We start from the raw sequence: 13,269 nt of genomic DNA, 5'->3' as shown, positions 1-13,269 counted from the left end.
ATCATGGCCAGCGACCTGATCAAACACGTTTCCGATGCCAGCTTCCAGGCTGATGTGCTGGAGGCCGGAGCGCCGGTGCTGGTGGACTTCTGGGCCGAGTGGTGCGGCCCCTGCAAGATGATCGCGCCGATCCTCGACGAGGTGGCTGGCTCGTACAACGGCAAGCTCAAGATCGCCAAGCTCAACGTGGACGACAACCGCGACGTGCCCGCCAAGTTCGGCATCCGCGGCATTCCCACGCTGATGCTGTTCAAGGACGGTCAGCTCGCCGCCACCAAGGTCGGCGCCGTGAGCAAGGCGCAGCTCACCGCCTTCATCGACCAGCAACTGGCCTGACGCCTTGCTGAAGGGTGCCCGGGTGCAATGCCCGGGCCCTGTTTCCCCGGCCCCCTATTTCCTGTCATAATTTGCGGCAGCGGGCCTGACAGACGCCCGCCCTTCTTTCCGCGCACCGTCCGCCATCCGGACGCCGGCGCCCCCTCCCCCGGCTTTGACTCAACTCCCTTTCGGAGTGAATTCCATGCACCTTAACGAACTCAAGGCACTGCACGTGTCTGAAGTCCTCAAGCAGGCCGAAGCGCTTGAGATCGAAAACCCTGGCCGCATGCGCAAGCAGGAGCTGATGTTCGCCATCATCAAGAAGCGCGCCAAGGGCGGTGAACTGGTGTATGCGGACGGCGTGCTGGAAGTGCTGCCCGACGGTTTCGGTTTCCTGCGGGCGCCGGACACCAGCTACACGGCCAGCACCGACGACATCTACATCTCGCCCAGCCAGATCCGCCGCTTCAACCTGCACACCGGCGACATGATCGAGGGCGAGGTCCGCATCCCCAAGGACGGCGAACGCTACTTCGCGCTCAACAAGCTCGACAAGATCAACAGCCTGCCCCCCGAGGACAACAAGCACAAGATCATGTTCGAGAACCTGACGCCTCTGTTCCCCAAGGAACAGATGCGACTGGAACGCGATATCAAGAGCGAAGAGAACATCACCGGCCGCGTGATCGACATCATCGCCCCCATCGGCCGCGGCCAGCGCGCGCTGATCGTGGCCCCGCCCAAGAGCGGCAAGACGGTGATGATGCAGCACCTGTGCCACGCCATCACGGCCAACCACCCCGAGGTGGTGCTCATGGTGCTGCTGGTTGACGAACGCCCCGAAGAAGTGACCGAGATGCAGCGCACCGTGCGCGGCGAGGTCATCGCCTCCACCTTCGACGAACCGGCGGCCCGCCACGTGCATGTGGCCGAGATGGTGATCGAGCGCGCCAAGCGCCTGGTGGAACTGGGCAAGGACGTCGTGATCATGCTCGACTCCATCACCCGCCTGGCCCGCGCCTACAACAACGTGCTGCCCTCCAGCGGCAAGGTGCTGACCGGCGGTGTGGACGCCAACGCCCTGCAGCGGCCCAAGCGTTTCTTCGGCGCGGCCCGCAAGATCGAGGAAGGTGGCTCGCTCACCATCATCGCCACCGCTCTGGTCGACACCGGCAGCCGCATGGACGAAGTGATCTTTGAAGAATTCAAGGGCACCGGCAACTGCGAAATCCACCTGGACCGCCGCCTGTACGAGAAACGGGTCTTCCCCTCGATCCAGCTCAACCGCAGCGGCACGCGCCGCGAGGAACTGCTGCTTCAGCCCGAAATCCTGCAAAAAACCCGCATCTTGCGCCAATTCATGTACAACATGGACGAAATCGAGGCGATGGAGATGGTGCTCAAGAGCATGAAGTCGACCAAGAACAACTCCGAATTCTTCGACATGATGCGCCGGGGCGGCTGAGGTTATAATCCGAGGCTTTGCTAATTGCGGCAAGTACAACGAAACGGTTTCGTTGCGGCTGCGGCACCTGAACTGAAAGAAACGCCATGAAAGACGGTATCCACCCCAACTACCGCGAAGTCTGCTTCCAGGACCTCTCCAACGGTTTCAAATTCGTGACCCGCTCCTGCGCCAGCACGAAAGAAACCATCAAGATGGAAGACGGCCGCGAACTGCCGCTGTTCAAGCTGGACACCTCCAGCGAATCGCACCCCTTCTACACCGGCACGCAGAAGAGCGTGGACAACATGGGTGGCCGCGTCGAGCGCTTCCGCAACCGTTACGGCAAGACCGCAGCCAAGTAAGCGGCGTGCGCCCGGACCTCCGGGTACCCGCACCTTGCGCCAGAAAAGCAGCCCAGGCCGGCTGCTTTTTTTTCGCCCCTGTATATTCGCCGCAGTGAACCAGCCCACCCCCGCCATCGTCACCCAGTCGGCCGTGCGCCGTCTGCCGCGGCTCGCACTCATCCTGTTCTGCGTCGCGTACGTGCTGCCCGGCTTCCTGGGTCGCGAACCCTGGAAGAACGCCGATGTGTCCGCCTTCGGCGTGATGCTGGAGATGGCTTCCGGTCACAGCGGTTGGTGGAGCCCCCAAGTGCTCGGTCTGGCGGCGGAAGAAGCAGGCCCGCTGCCCTACTGGCTGGGGGCCGCCTTCATCCGGCTGCTGCCCTTCGTCTCCGCCGACTTCGCGGCGCGGATCCCGTTTGCCCTGCTGCTGGCCCTCACGCTGGTCTGCACCTGGTACACGGTGTACCACCTGGCGCGCCAGCCCGCGGCGCAACCGGTGGCCTTCGCCTTTGGCGGTGAAGCCAAACCCACCGACTATGCGCGTGCCCTGGCCGATGCCGGCCTGCTGGCGCTCATGGCCTGCCTGGGCCTGGCCCAGCTCTCGCACGAAACCACGCCCGATCTGGCCCGCCTGGCCTGGGTCTCGCTGCTGCTGTTTGCGGCGGCGCGGCTGGCCCATGCGGGGAGCCGCCGACCCGGCCGCAGCGTGCTCGCCTGGGGCATCGCCGTGCTGGCCCTGATCTTCAGCGGTGCACCCTGGATCGCCTTCCTGCTGGCGAGCGGCTTGCTGATCATTCTCTGGCTCTCGCGCCGCGAGCCTTCCGCCACCACCCCGCAAACGGACTGGCTGCTCGAAGCGCCGCCATCCGGCCGCGATCCCTTGCTGATGGCCGCCATGCTGCTGCTGGCCGCGTTCGCTGCGGCGGCCTACCTGGGGCAGGTGCCCGTGCCGGCCCTGCAGACCCCGTTGGCCGAGGTGCAGTGGCGCAGTTGGAGCAAGCTGCTGGTGTGGTTCACGTGGCCGGCCTGGCCGCTGGTGCTCTGGACCCTGTGGCGTTGGCGCCACCAGCTGCTGCGGCCCCATGTCGCGCTGCCCTTGTGGGCCGCCCTGGTGAGTGTGGCCGACAGCGCCCTGTCGGACGAACGCGACCGTGCCCTGCTGCTCGGCCTGCCCGCGCTGGCCTCCCTGGCCGCCTTTGCCCTCCCGACGCTGCGCCGCAGCGTGGCCGCGCTGGTGGACTGGTTCACGCTGGTGTTCTTCTCGGGCTGCGCGCTGGTGATCTGGGTGATCTGGTTCGCAATGCAGACCGGCGTGCCCGCCAAGCCGGCCGCCAACGTGGCCAAGCTCGCCCCCGGGTTCGTGCCCGACTTCTCCTTCCTGCTCTTCGCCGCTGGCGCGATCGCGACCGCCGCCTGGCTCTGGCTCGTCGCCTGGCGCGTCGGCCGGCACCGCCAGGCGCTGTGGAAAAGCCTGGTGCTGCCTGCGGCCGGCAGCACCCTGTGCTGGCTGTTGCTGATGACGCTCTGGCTGCCCCTGCTGGACTTCGGCCGCAGCTACGGACCGATCTCGCGCAGCATCGCCGGGCTGGTCTCGCCCCGGAGCTGTGTGCTGGTCGACGGCCTGAGCCAGGCGCAGATCGCCGCCCTTCAATACCATGGCCGTCTCGAACTGGTGCGCATCGGCGCAACCGGCCAGGACCGTTGCCGCAGCCTGGTCGTGGACCCCGAGGACCAGCCCACGCTGGATCAGCGCATCGATCTCACGCAGTGGGCGTTCAAGGCCACGGTGCGCCGGTTGACCGACAACAAGGAAAGCCTGCTGGTCTACCAGCGCGTCAGCCGCTGACGCGATCGCGCACCCGCGACGGGGGCAAGGCGATCGCGAACGTCGATCCCTCCCCCAGAACGCTCTTCACCTCGATGTGGCCGCCATGGCGCTGCGCCACGTGCTTGACAATGGCCAACCCCAGACCCGTCCCGCCGGTTTCGCGCGAACGGCTGCGGTCCACGCGGTAGAAGCGCTCGGTCAGGCGGGGAATGTGTTCGGCGGCAATGCCCGGCCCCGTGTCGTTGACGAAGAACTCCGCCCAGCCGTCGACGCGCCGCCGCCAGCCCGCGCGGATGCGCCCGCCACCGGGCGTGTAACGCACCGCATTGCTCATCAGGTTGGACATCGCGCTCAGGAGCTCCGTGCGGGCCCCGGACACCCAGAGATCGGGGCCATCCACCAGCTCGATGTCATGCGGTGTGGCAGCAATCGCGTGCGTCAGCCCCCTGGCCTCCGCCAGAACATGGCTCAGGAGCTCCTCGGCATCGATCCACTCGCCCGGCCCGGGCGCGGGACTGCCTTCCAGGCGGGACAGGGTCAGCAGGTCGCTGACCAGGGTCTGCATGCGGTGGGCCTGCTGGCTCATGAGGTCCAGGTAGCGCGTGCGATCGGCCTCCTCCAGTGGAATGCTCTGCATGGTTTCCACGAAACCGCTGAGCACGGTCAGCGGCGTGCGGATCTCGTGCGAGACATTGGCGACGAAGTCGCGCCGCATCGCTTCGGCCAGTTGCACCGCGGTCACATCGCGCGTGATCATCAGCTTGCGCTTCTTGCCGTAGGGATGGATCTGCAGCGAGATCTTGGTCGGCTGGGAAGGCCGAGGGCCGGGTCCGTCGATCTGGATCTCGTGGCCGAAATCCCCGCCGGCCATATAAGCGGTGAAGGCCGGGTTGCGCACCAGATTCCTCACATACTGGCCGAGATCTTGCTGGGGATCGAAGCCCATGTGATTGGCGGCCGTGAGGTTCGACCATTCGATGCGCCCGGAGGAGTCGAGCAGCACCACGCCGTTGGGCGAGGCCTGGATGGCGGCCAGAAAGTCTTCCAGGCGCGCGTCGCTGCTTTGCGCCTTTTTCTCCAGCTTCTTGATGACCTTGCGGCAGCGCTCCACAAGCTCGCCCCACGCGCCGCTCAGATTGGGTGCCCGGGTCGCTTCCCCCTTGTTGAGCCAGCGCAGCACGCGGCGCGCCCTCAGACCGTCCACGAACGACCACACCAGCGCACCCACGAGGCCGCCGGCAAAGGTGATGGCGGGCGACTCTTGCGCCCACCCCCAGACAGCCCCCAGAGCGACCAGGAGCAGCAATTCAATCGCGCGACGGGTCATGCGGCCTGGGTCGGGGCGCCTTGGGCCGGTTTTCCGGTGTGGTTCATCGCCGTGAGGCGGTAGCCGGCGCCGCGCACCGTTTCCACCATGCCGGACGCTTCACCCAATGATTCTCTCAATCGCTTGACGTGCACGTCCACGGTACGCTCCTCGATGAACACATGGTCTCCCCAGACCTTGTCGAGCAGCGTACCACGGGTGTGCACCCGCTCGGCGTGTTTCATCAGGTAATGCAGCAGCTTGAATTCCGTCGGCCCGACCTTGAGTTCCACCCCTCGGAAGGTCACGCGGTAGGTGGCCGCGTCCAGCGCCAGTTCACCCACCTGCACCGAGTCGTTGACGATCTCGGGCGCGCGGCGGCGCAGCACGGCGCGGATGCGCGCGAGCAGTTCCTGGGTGGAAAACGGCTTGGTGATGTAGTCGTCAGCGCCGGCGTCCAGGCCCTGAACCTTGTCGCTTTCGTCGCTGCGGGCCGTGAGCATGAGGATGGGCACGGTCTTGGTGCGCTCACTCTTGCGCCACTGGCGCGCCAGCACGGCGCCGCTTTCGCCGGGCAGCATCCAGTCGAGCAGGATCACGTCGGGCAACACCGCATCCACCTCGCGCTGGGCAGCCGCGCCATCGAACACCACCGTGGGCGCGAAACCGTTGTGGCGCAGGTTGACCGCGATCAACTCGGCGATGGAAGGTTCGTCCTCGACCACGAGGACGCGTGGCAGCTTTCTCATCCGACCACCGACTCCACCGCCGACATGGGCACGTGTCGAACGTCCTCGCCCTTGACGATGAAGATGATCTGTTCGGCGATGTTCTTCGCATGATCGCCCACGCGCTCGATCGACTTGGCCAGGAACAGCAGATCCAGGCTGGGCGAGATGGTGCGGGGATCTTCCATCATGTACGTGATGAGCTTGCGCAGGAAGCCGTTGTACTCGTGGTCGATGGCGTCGTCGCCCTTGATGATGGCGACCGCCATGGCGGTGTCCAGGCGGGCGAACGAATCCAGCGACTTGCGCAGCAGCGCAGCGGCCAGGTCGGCGGCCATGCGCAGCTCCGAGCTGGGCAGGTTGCGGGGCGAGCCGTTCTGGATGATGGACTTGACCATGCGGGCGATGCGGGCCACTTCGTCACCCGCGCGCTCCAGATTCTGCGTGGTGCGCGAAATCGCCATCAGGAAACGCAGGTCGCGGGCGGTGGGCTGGCGACGTCCGATGGTGGAGATGATCTCGTGATCAATCTGCACTTCCATCTGGTTGATGCGGTTTTCGTTTTCCATCACCTGCTCGGCCGACTCCAGGCTCATGTGGATCAGCGCGTAGACCGCCTGGTGCAGCTGGGACTCGACCAGGCCGCCCATTTCGAGCACATGCGTGGAAATGGAGTTCAGCTCGGCGTCGAACTGGCTGGAGATGTGTTTGTCGGTCATGAATGGCCTCCTTGGGTCGCTGAATGTGCGGGCTCAGCCGAAGCGGCCCGTGATGTAGTCTTCCGTCTCCGTCTTGTTCGGCTTGAAGAAGATCTGCTCGGTCGAACCGAATTCGATCAGCTCGCCCAGGTACATGTAGGCGGTGTAGTCGCTGCAGCGGGCAGCCTGCTGCATGTTGTGCGTGACGATGGCGATGGTGTAGTCCTGCTTGAGCTCGTGCACCAGTTCTTCCACCTTGCCCGTGGAGATCGGGTCCAGCGCGGACGTAGGCTCGTCGAGCAGCAGCACCGAGGGCTTCACGGCCACGCTGCGCGCGATGCACAGGCGTTGCTGCTGACCGCCGGAGAGCGACAGGCCGCTCTGGTTGAGCTTGTCCTTGACCTCGTTCCAGAGCGCCGCCTTGGACAGCGCCCATTCCACCCGGTCGTCCATCTCGCCGCGGCTGAGATCTTCGTACAGCTTCACGCCGAAGGCGATGTTGTCGTAGATCGACATCGGGAACGGCGTGGGCTTCTGGAACACCATGCCAATGCGTGCGCGCAGCAGGTTGATGTCCTGCTTGGAGTCCAGGATGTTCTGGCCATAGAAATTGATCTCACCCTCGGCCCGCTGGCCGGGGTACAGGCTGTACATGCGGTTGAGCGTGCGCAACAGCGTGGACTTGCCGCAGCCCGAGGGGCCGATGAAGGCGGTGACCTTGCGCTCCTCGATGTTCATGTTGACGTTCTTCAGGCCCTGGAACTTGCCGTAGAAGAAGTTCAGGTTGCGCAGTTCGAGCGCATTCTTGGCATGGGCCGTGGCGGCCGGAGCGGAGGCAGTGGCGGTGTTGGGCATGGTCGTCGGTTCCGTGTCGGGTATTCGGTTGTTCGGAGGGCTCAGCCCGCCTTCTTCTCGCGCAGGAAGACCCGCGCCACGATGTTGAGGGCCAGCACCGAGAGGGTGATCAGCAGCGCACCGCCCCAGGCCAGGCGAATCCAGTTGTCGTACGGGCTCAGGGCGAACTGGAAGATCACCACCGGCAGGTTGGCCATGGGAGCACCCATGTCGGTGCTGAAGAACTGGTTGTTCAGGGCGGTGAACAGCAGCGGCGCGGTTTCGCCGCTGATGCGGGCCACGGCCAGCAGCAAACCGGTCATCACACCGCTCTTGGCCGCGCGCAGCGTCACCAGCGTGGCCACCTTCCAGCGCGGCGCGCCCAGAGCGAAGGCCGCTTCACGCAGGCTGCCCGGCACCAGGCGCAGCATGTTCTCGGTGGTGCGGACCACCACCGGGACCGCGATCAGCGACAGCGCCAGGCTGCCGGCCCAGCCGGAGAAGTTGCCGAGCGTGGCCACGGCGATCGCATACACGAACAGGCCCAGCACGATGGACGGGGCCGACAGCATGATGTCGGTCACGAAGCGCGTGAGTTCGGCGGTTTTGCTGGTGTCACCGTACTCGGCCAGGTACACGCCGGCAAAGATGCCGATGGGCGTGGAGACCAGCACGGAGAAGCCGACCATCATCAGACTGCCGACGATGGCATTGGCCAGGCCGCCGCCGTCCGTGCCCGGCGCGGGGGTGGAGTGGGTGAACATGTTCCAGTCCAGCGCGGCCAGGCCGTTGCTGAGCAGCACGCTGAGGATCCAGAGCAGCACGAACAGACCCAGCACCATGGCGCCCATGGAAAGGGTCAGGCCGATGGTGTTGGCGCGCTGGCGGCGCTTGTAGAGGCGGTGATTGAATTCCATGGTGTTTTATCTCAGAGACCTTTGGCCTTTTCAGCGCGCAGCAGCATGATCTTGGCCGCCGACAACACGATGAAGGTGATGACGAAAAGCAGGAAACCGAGGGCGAACAGGGTGGAGAGGTGGAAGTCGGCCGCCTCACCGAACTCGTTGGCCAGCGTCGAGGCGATCGAGGTGCCGGGCGAGAACAGCGAGGTGGGCAGCCGGTTGGCGTTGCCGATCACGAACGTGACGGCCATGGTTTCGCCCAGCGCGCGGCCCAGACCCAGCATGATCCCGCCGATCACGCCCTTTTGCGTGTAAGGCAGCACCACGCGGCGCACCACCTCCCAGGTGGTGCAACCCAGACCGTAGGCCGATTCGCGCAGGATGGGCGGCACGATCTCGAACACGTCGCGCATCACCGCGGCAATGAACGGCAGCACCATGAAGGCCAGCACGATGCCGGCGGCCAGGATGCCGATGCCGTTGGTGGCACCGCCGAACAGCGGGCCGATCAGCGGCATGGAGCCCAGCAGGCCCTGCATGCCGGGTTGCACGTAGTCGGCGAACAGCGGAGCGAAGACGAACAGACCGAACATGCCGTAGATGATGGACGGCACGGCCGCCAGCAGTTCCACCGCCGTGCCCAGGGGGCGGCGCAGCCAGACGGGGCAGTTCTCGGTGAGGAAGAGCGCGATGCCGAAAGCCAGGGGCACGGCGATCAGCAGGGCAATGCCGGCGCTGGCCAGCGTGCCCACGATGGCGATCGCGGCACCGAATTCCTCGTTGACCACGTCCCACTCGACGCGCCAGACGAAACCCAGGCCGAACTTCTGGAAAGCCGGCCAGGCGTTGATGAAAAGGGAAATGATGATGCCCATCAGGGCCACCAGCACCAGCAGCGAAAAGCCCTGGGTGAGCCGGTGAAAAACGATGTCTTCGATGCGTTGCCGCTTGGCAATCGACACCATGCTGGGATTGCCGGACTCCGCCGGCGCAGATTTCGAACTCATGGTTGTTCCCACGCTCATGTTGACTCCTGTATTGTGACCCTGAGAACAACTGGATCCGCCGGCCGGCCCTTTCCAACCGGCGGATGTCATCGGATAAGAGAGTGGCTTACTTCTGGATCTGCGACCAGACCTTGGAACGGATCTCGTTCGTCAGGCTGTCGGGCAGGGCCACGTAGTCCAGGTCGGCGGCCATCTGCTTGCCGCTCTTGAACGACCAGTCGAAGAACTTCAGCACTTCGGCGGACTGGGCCTTGTCGGTCGGCTGCTTGTACATCAGGATGAACGAAGCGGTGCTGATGGGCCAGCTCTCGGCGCCCTTGGCATCCACCATGGACACGCCCATGCCCGGCACGCTGAACCAGTTCACGCCGGCGGCGGCGGCGGCAAACGACTTGTCGTCCGGGCTCACATACTTGCCGTCCTTGTTCTGCAGTTGCAGGAAGGGCATGTTGTTCTTCTTGGTGTACGCGTATTCCACGTAACCCACCGAGCCCTTCACACGGCTCACGTTGGCGGCCACGCCTTCGTTGCCCTTGCCGCCGACGGACGAAGCGGCCGGCCATTTCACGGCGGCGCCCTTGCCCACCTTGTCGGCCCAGTCCTTGCTCACGGTGGCCAGGTAGTCGGTGAAGTTGAAGGTCGTGCCCGAGCCGTCCGAGCGGTGGATGACGGTGATGGCCTGGTCAGGCAGCGTCTTGCCCGGGTTCAGGGCGGCCAGCTTGGGGTCGTTCCACTTGGTGATGGTGCCCAGGAACATGTCGGCCAGCACGGGGCCGGTCACGCGCAGTTCGCCCGGCTTGAAGCCTTCGAGGTTGATCACGGGCACCGTGCCGCCGATGATGGCGGGGAATTGCACCATGCCGTCTTTGTCGAGGTCTTCACCGGACACGGGGGCGTCGGTCGCACCGAAGGCCACGGTTTTGGCCTTGATCTGGCGAATGCCACCCGACGAGCCGATGGACTGGTAGTTCAGGCCGACGTTGGTCTCTTTCTTGTACGCTTCGGCCCACTTGCCATAGATCGGGTAAGGGAAGGAAGCGCCTGCGCCCGTGATGTCGGCGGCCAGTGCGGAACCCATGCCAGCGGTCGCCATGGCGGCTGCGGCCACGGTCTTGAGAAAAATTCGTTTGTTGATCATGAAGTGACTCCTAGCGGTTGGGGATTCGTAACAAGGAGAACTTTAGAAAGGCAATATGACATCCATGTGACAGGGGACGCTTGTCACACAACGAAGGGGCGAACCAGCCGCCCCACCCGCGGGAGGGTGTCACGGTCATGCGTCACAATCCGGGTTTTCCCGCTCAATCCAGCCCCTGGGGCCACCCCTCGGCCCACAGCCGTCGTCTCGCATGCAAAACGGAACCCTCCTCGCCGCCATCGACCTCGGCTCCAACAGTTTCCGGCTGGAGATCGGCCGTTACCACTCGGGCCACATCGAACGCATCGAATACCTGAAGGAAACCGTGCGCCAGGGCACCGGGCTGGACGAGGAAAAGAACCTCAGCCAGGCGGCCATGGAGCGCGGCTGGGAGTGCCTGGCCCGGTTCGCCGAGCGGCTGCACGGCTTCAAGAAGCAACAGGTGCGGGCCGTGGCCACACAGACCCTGCGTGAGGCCAAGAACCGCGACGAATTCCTGCGCAATGCCCAGGCCATCCTGGGGTTCTCGATCGACGTCGTTTCCGGCCACGAGGAGGCGCGCCTGATCTACCAGGGCGTGTCCCGCCTGCTGCCCCACTCGGACGAAAAGCGGCTGGTGGTCGACATCGGCGGGCGCTCCACCGAAATGATCCTGGGCCAGGGCTACACCGCACACGCCATGGAGTCGTACCGGCTGGGCAGCGTGGCCTGGTCCACGCGCTACTTTCCGCGCGGCCAGTTCACCGCCGCGGCCTTCAAGACCGCCGAAGTGGCGGCCAAGGCGGTGATCGACGAGGCGCTGGACAAGTTTCCGACACCGGAATGGACCGTCGCCTACGGCTCCTCGGGCACCGTGGGTGCGGTCGCCGACATGCTGGCGGCCAACGGCTGGGCCTCCGGCGTGGTCACCCGCACCGGACTGGACTGGCTGACCGAGCGGATGATCAAGGCCGGCAGCGCCGACCAACTGCGCCTGGAAGGCCTGAAAGACGACCGCCGCCCGGTGATCGGCGGTGGCGTGAGCGTGTTGCGGGCCATCTTCGACCTCTTCGGCATCGAGCAGATGCTCCCGGCCCAGGGCGCGCTGCGCCATGGCGCACTTTATGACCTGATCGATCGCGATACCGACGGCGGCGACGTGCGCGAGCGCACCGTGCGCTGGCTGGCCCAGCGTTTCTCGACCGACGGGCTCCAGGCCCAGCGGGTCAGTGAAGTCAGCACCGCCCTCTTCTCCCAGATCGCGGCACTCGACGCCCAGAACGAACGCTATTCGCAGAAGCTGGCCTGGGCCGCTCGCCTGCATGAGATCGGCACACACATCTCGCACGAGCGCTCCCACCACCACGGCGCCTACATCCTGGACAACGTGGATGCCCCAGGCTTTTCTCTCCCCGAACTGCACCGCATGAGCCAGCTGGTGATGGGGCAGCGCGGCAAGCTTCGCAAACTCGAAGAGGCGCTGATGGACGAGCTGTTCGCCAAGCAGCTCATGGCGCTGCGGCTGGCGGTGCTGCTCTGCCATGCGCGCCAGATGCCGGAGTACCAGTCGGTCAAGCTGAGCTACAAGCCCCGGGCCTTCAAGGTCTCCACCAACCCGGGCTGGGCCAAGCGCTACCCGCAATCAGCCTGGCTGCTCGGCGAAGAAGTCGTGGCCTGGCAGAAGTCGGCCTGGAAGTTCACCGCGGACATCCGGTAACGCCGGTCGTCACAAGGCTGTCACCATTTCAAGGTAGACAGAAAACGGTATATACGGTTTATACTCCGACCCCTTTTTTCATTGTCGGAGTGCATTCATGGCCAGTCAGAGCAGCAAAACCAGCCCCAAGAAACCCAAGCTGGTGCGCGACAGCTTCACCATCCCCAAGACCGAATTCGCGGCCATCGAACAGCTCAAGACCCGCGCGATCGCACTGGGCACCAGCGTCAAGAAGAGCGAATTGCTGCGCGCCGGTCTGATGGTGCTGCAAGGCCTGAACGATGCGGCCTACAAGGCGGCGCTGGCGGCCGTGCCCACGCTCAAGACGGGTCGCCCGGCCGTGACCGACCACCCGGCGGCCCCTAAGCCCGCGGCAAAGCCGGCCGCCCCCAAAGCCGTCAAGCCCGCGGCCAAAGCGCCCGTCCAGCCCGCAGCCAAGAAGCCTGTGGCGAAAAAGGCCGCGCCCGCGCCCAAGGCCCCCGTCAAGCGCCCGACGGTTCGCCGTGCGGCACCCGCGAAGAAGGCCGCCTGATCAGATCAGCTCAGGTGTCTGCACCGTGACCACCACGGTCTGGCCCACGCCATCGCGCTCGCGGTGGCGCAGCCACCACACGGCCCCCTTCTTCACCGAACAGTCTTCTTCGGTCATGCCCAGCAGGCCGGCCACCACGCGCCCCAGCGTGGGCTGATGCCCCACCACCACGACGGGCGACTTGCCGCGAGGCCACTGGACCAGCTCCAGCAAGGCCAGCGGATCCCCATCGGGCGAGAGCGCTTCGCGCAGCTTGAACTTGCGGCCCAATGCCAGCACCGTCTCCTCGCAGCGGATGGCCGGGCTGCTCCAGACGCGTGCGCCGTCGGGCAGTTGCCGGTCCAGCCAGGCCGCCATGCGGGTGGCCTGCTTTTCGCCGCGCGGGGTCAGGCGCCGCGCCATGTCCTGTGCATCGCCCGGCCGCCCTGTGAGCGGGTCAGGGTGCTCGTGCGCTTCCGCATGCCGCCAGAGAATCAGGTCCATGGTGCTGC

The 13,269-nt window shown here is 65.4% G+C and carries 14 protein-coding genes; 6 read left to right on the top strand and 8 right to left on the bottom strand.

Annotated elements, in window-relative coordinates:
* Nucleotides 1-3: 3 nt before the first annotated feature.
* The 4 genes from trxA (at nt 4) to AC07ZS_RS05360 (ending at nt 3,955) form a co-directional block, all read left to right on the top strand.
* Nucleotides 4-336, top strand: a complete 333-nt coding sequence (gene trxA / locus AC07ZS_RS05375) for a thioredoxin TrxA (RefSeq protein WP_291120781.1) — start codon at nt 4-6, stop codon at nt 334-336.
* A 184-nt stretch (nt 337-520) separates the two neighbouring features.
* On the top strand, nt 521-1,783 hold the full coding sequence (gene rho, locus AC07ZS_RS05370; protein WP_159594444.1) for a transcription termination factor Rho: 1,263 nt from the start codon (nt 521-523) through the stop codon (nt 1,781-1,783).
* A gap of 86 nt (nt 1,784-1,869) precedes the next feature.
* On the top strand, nt 1,870-2,127 hold the full coding sequence (locus AC07ZS_RS05365; RefSeq protein WP_494797549.1) for a type B 50S ribosomal protein L31: 258 nt from the start codon (nt 1,870-1,872) through the stop codon (nt 2,125-2,127).
* Nucleotides 2,128-2,221: 94 nt separating this feature from the next.
* Nucleotides 2,222-3,955 carry an ArnT family glycosyltransferase gene (locus tag AC07ZS_RS05360; RefSeq protein ID WP_494797548.1) on the top strand — a complete coding sequence of 578 codons (1,734 nt, stop codon included), beginning with the start codon at nt 2,222-2,224 and terminating at the stop codon, nt 3,953-3,955.
* Here AC07ZS_RS05360 and phoR read toward each other — a convergent pair.
* The 7 genes from phoR to pstS form a co-directional block, all read right to left on the bottom strand.
* Nucleotides 3,945-5,264 (bottom strand): phosphate regulon sensor histidine kinase PhoR, encoded by a 1,320-nt coding sequence (gene phoR, locus AC07ZS_RS05355; RefSeq protein WP_494797547.1) that lies wholly within the window; start codon nt 5,262-5,264, stop codon nt 3,945-3,947. The genes AC07ZS_RS05360 and phoR overlap by 11 nt on opposite strands.
* The gene (phoB, locus tag AC07ZS_RS05350) at nt 5,261-5,992 is read right to left on the bottom strand and encodes a phosphate regulon transcriptional regulator PhoB (protein WP_494797546.1); all 732 of its coding nucleotides are present in this window, start codon (nt 5,990-5,992) and stop codon (nt 5,261-5,263) included. Before phoB ends, phoR begins: the two co-directional genes overlap by 4 nt.
* Complete coding sequence (phoU, locus tag AC07ZS_RS05345; RefSeq protein WP_382157403.1) at nt 5,989-6,690, bottom strand: phosphate signaling complex protein PhoU; 702 nt, start codon at nt 6,688-6,690, stop codon at nt 5,989-5,991. Before phoU ends, phoB begins: the two co-directional genes overlap by 4 nt.
* 33 nt (nt 6,691-6,723) lie before the next feature.
* Nucleotides 6,724-7,524 (bottom strand): phosphate ABC transporter ATP-binding protein PstB, encoded by an 801-nt coding sequence (gene pstB / locus AC07ZS_RS05340; protein WP_494797545.1) that lies wholly within the window; start codon nt 7,522-7,524, stop codon nt 6,724-6,726.
* 41 nt (nt 7,525-7,565) lie between these two features.
* Nucleotides 7,566-8,420 (bottom strand): phosphate ABC transporter permease PstA, encoded by an 855-nt coding sequence (gene pstA / locus AC07ZS_RS05335; RefSeq protein WP_494797544.1) that lies wholly within the window; start codon nt 8,418-8,420, stop codon nt 7,566-7,568.
* A gap of 11 nt (nt 8,421-8,431) precedes the next feature.
* Nucleotides 8,432-9,412, bottom strand: a complete 981-nt coding sequence (gene pstC / locus AC07ZS_RS05330) for a phosphate ABC transporter permease subunit PstC (RefSeq protein WP_494797543.1) — start codon at nt 9,410-9,412, stop codon at nt 8,432-8,434.
* A 106-nt stretch (nt 9,413-9,518) separates the two neighbouring features.
* Nucleotides 9,519-10,550 (bottom strand): phosphate ABC transporter substrate-binding protein PstS, encoded by a 1,032-nt coding sequence (gene pstS, locus AC07ZS_RS05325; protein WP_494797542.1) that lies wholly within the window; start codon nt 10,548-10,550, stop codon nt 9,519-9,521.
* Between the two features lie 211 nt (nt 10,551-10,761).
* Here pstS and ppx point away from each other — a divergent pair, with 211 nt between their 5' ends.
* The gene (ppx, locus tag AC07ZS_RS05320; protein WP_494797541.1) at nt 10,762-12,246 is read left to right on the top strand and encodes an exopolyphosphatase; all 1,485 of its coding nucleotides are present in this window, start codon (nt 10,762-10,764) and stop codon (nt 12,244-12,246) included.
* A 97-nt stretch (nt 12,247-12,343) separates the two neighbouring features.
* Nucleotides 12,344-12,778 carry a hypothetical protein gene (locus tag AC07ZS_RS05315; protein ID WP_494797540.1) on the top strand — a complete coding sequence of 145 codons (435 nt, stop codon included), beginning with the start codon at nt 12,344-12,346 and terminating at the stop codon, nt 12,776-12,778.
* On the opposite strand, the gene AC07ZS_RS05310 is transcribed toward AC07ZS_RS05315, so the two are convergent.
* Nucleotides 12,779-13,261 (bottom strand): SixA phosphatase family protein, encoded by a 483-nt coding sequence (locus AC07ZS_RS05310; RefSeq protein WP_494797539.1) that lies wholly within the window; start codon nt 13,259-13,261, stop codon nt 12,779-12,781.
* Nucleotides 13,262-13,269 lie beyond the last annotated feature (8 nt).

Source organism: Hydrogenophaga sp. GW456-12-10-14-TSB4 (assembly GCF_059424305.1).
Note: the sequence above shows the minus strand (reverse complement) of the source record. Positions and strands in the feature narration are given on the sequence as shown.

Excerpts from the sequence above, each read along its gene's own strand:
- phoU (WP_382157403.1), bottom strand. The coding sequence starts at position 6,690 with ATGACCGACAAACACATCTCCAGCCAGTTCGACGCCGAGCTGAACTCC.
- AC07ZS_RS05310 (WP_494797539.1), bottom strand. The coding sequence starts at position 13,261 with ATGGACCTGATTCTCTGGCGGCATGCGGAAGCGCACGAGCACCCTGAC.
- AC07ZS_RS05365 (WP_494797549.1), top strand. The coding sequence starts at position 1,870 with ATGAAAGACGGTATCCACCCCAACTACCGCGAAGTCTGCTTCCAGGAC.
- phoR (WP_494797547.1), bottom strand. The coding sequence starts at position 5,264 with ATGACCCGTCGCGCGATTGAATTGCTGCTCCTGGTCGCTCTGGGGGCT.
- trxA (WP_291120781.1), top strand. The coding sequence starts at position 4 with ATGGCCAGCGACCTGATCAAACACGTTTCCGATGCCAGCTTCCAGGCT.
- pstS (WP_494797542.1), bottom strand. The coding sequence starts at position 10,550 with ATGATCAACAAACGAATTTTTCTCAAGACCGTGGCCGCAGCCGCCATG.
- ppx (WP_494797541.1), top strand. The coding sequence starts at position 10,762 with ATGCAAAACGGAACCCTCCTCGCCGCCATCGACCTCGGCTCCAACAGT.
- rho (WP_159594444.1), top strand. The coding sequence starts at position 521 with ATGCACCTTAACGAACTCAAGGCACTGCACGTGTCTGAAGTCCTCAAG.
- AC07ZS_RS05315 (WP_494797540.1), top strand. The coding sequence starts at position 12,344 with ATGGCCAGTCAGAGCAGCAAAACCAGCCCCAAGAAACCCAAGCTGGTG.
- pstB (WP_494797545.1), bottom strand. The coding sequence starts at position 7,524 with ATGCCCAACACCGCCACTGCCTCCGCTCCGGCCGCCACGGCCCATGCC.
- pstA (WP_494797544.1), bottom strand. The coding sequence starts at position 8,420 with ATGGAATTCAATCACCGCCTCTACAAGCGCCGCCAGCGCGCCAACACC.
- pstC (WP_494797543.1), bottom strand. The coding sequence starts at position 9,412 with ATGAGTTCGAAATCTGCGCCGGCGGAGTCCGGCAATCCCAGCATGGTG.
- phoB (WP_494797546.1), bottom strand. The coding sequence starts at position 5,992 with ATGAGAAAGCTGCCACGCGTCCTCGTGGTCGAGGACGAACCTTCCATC.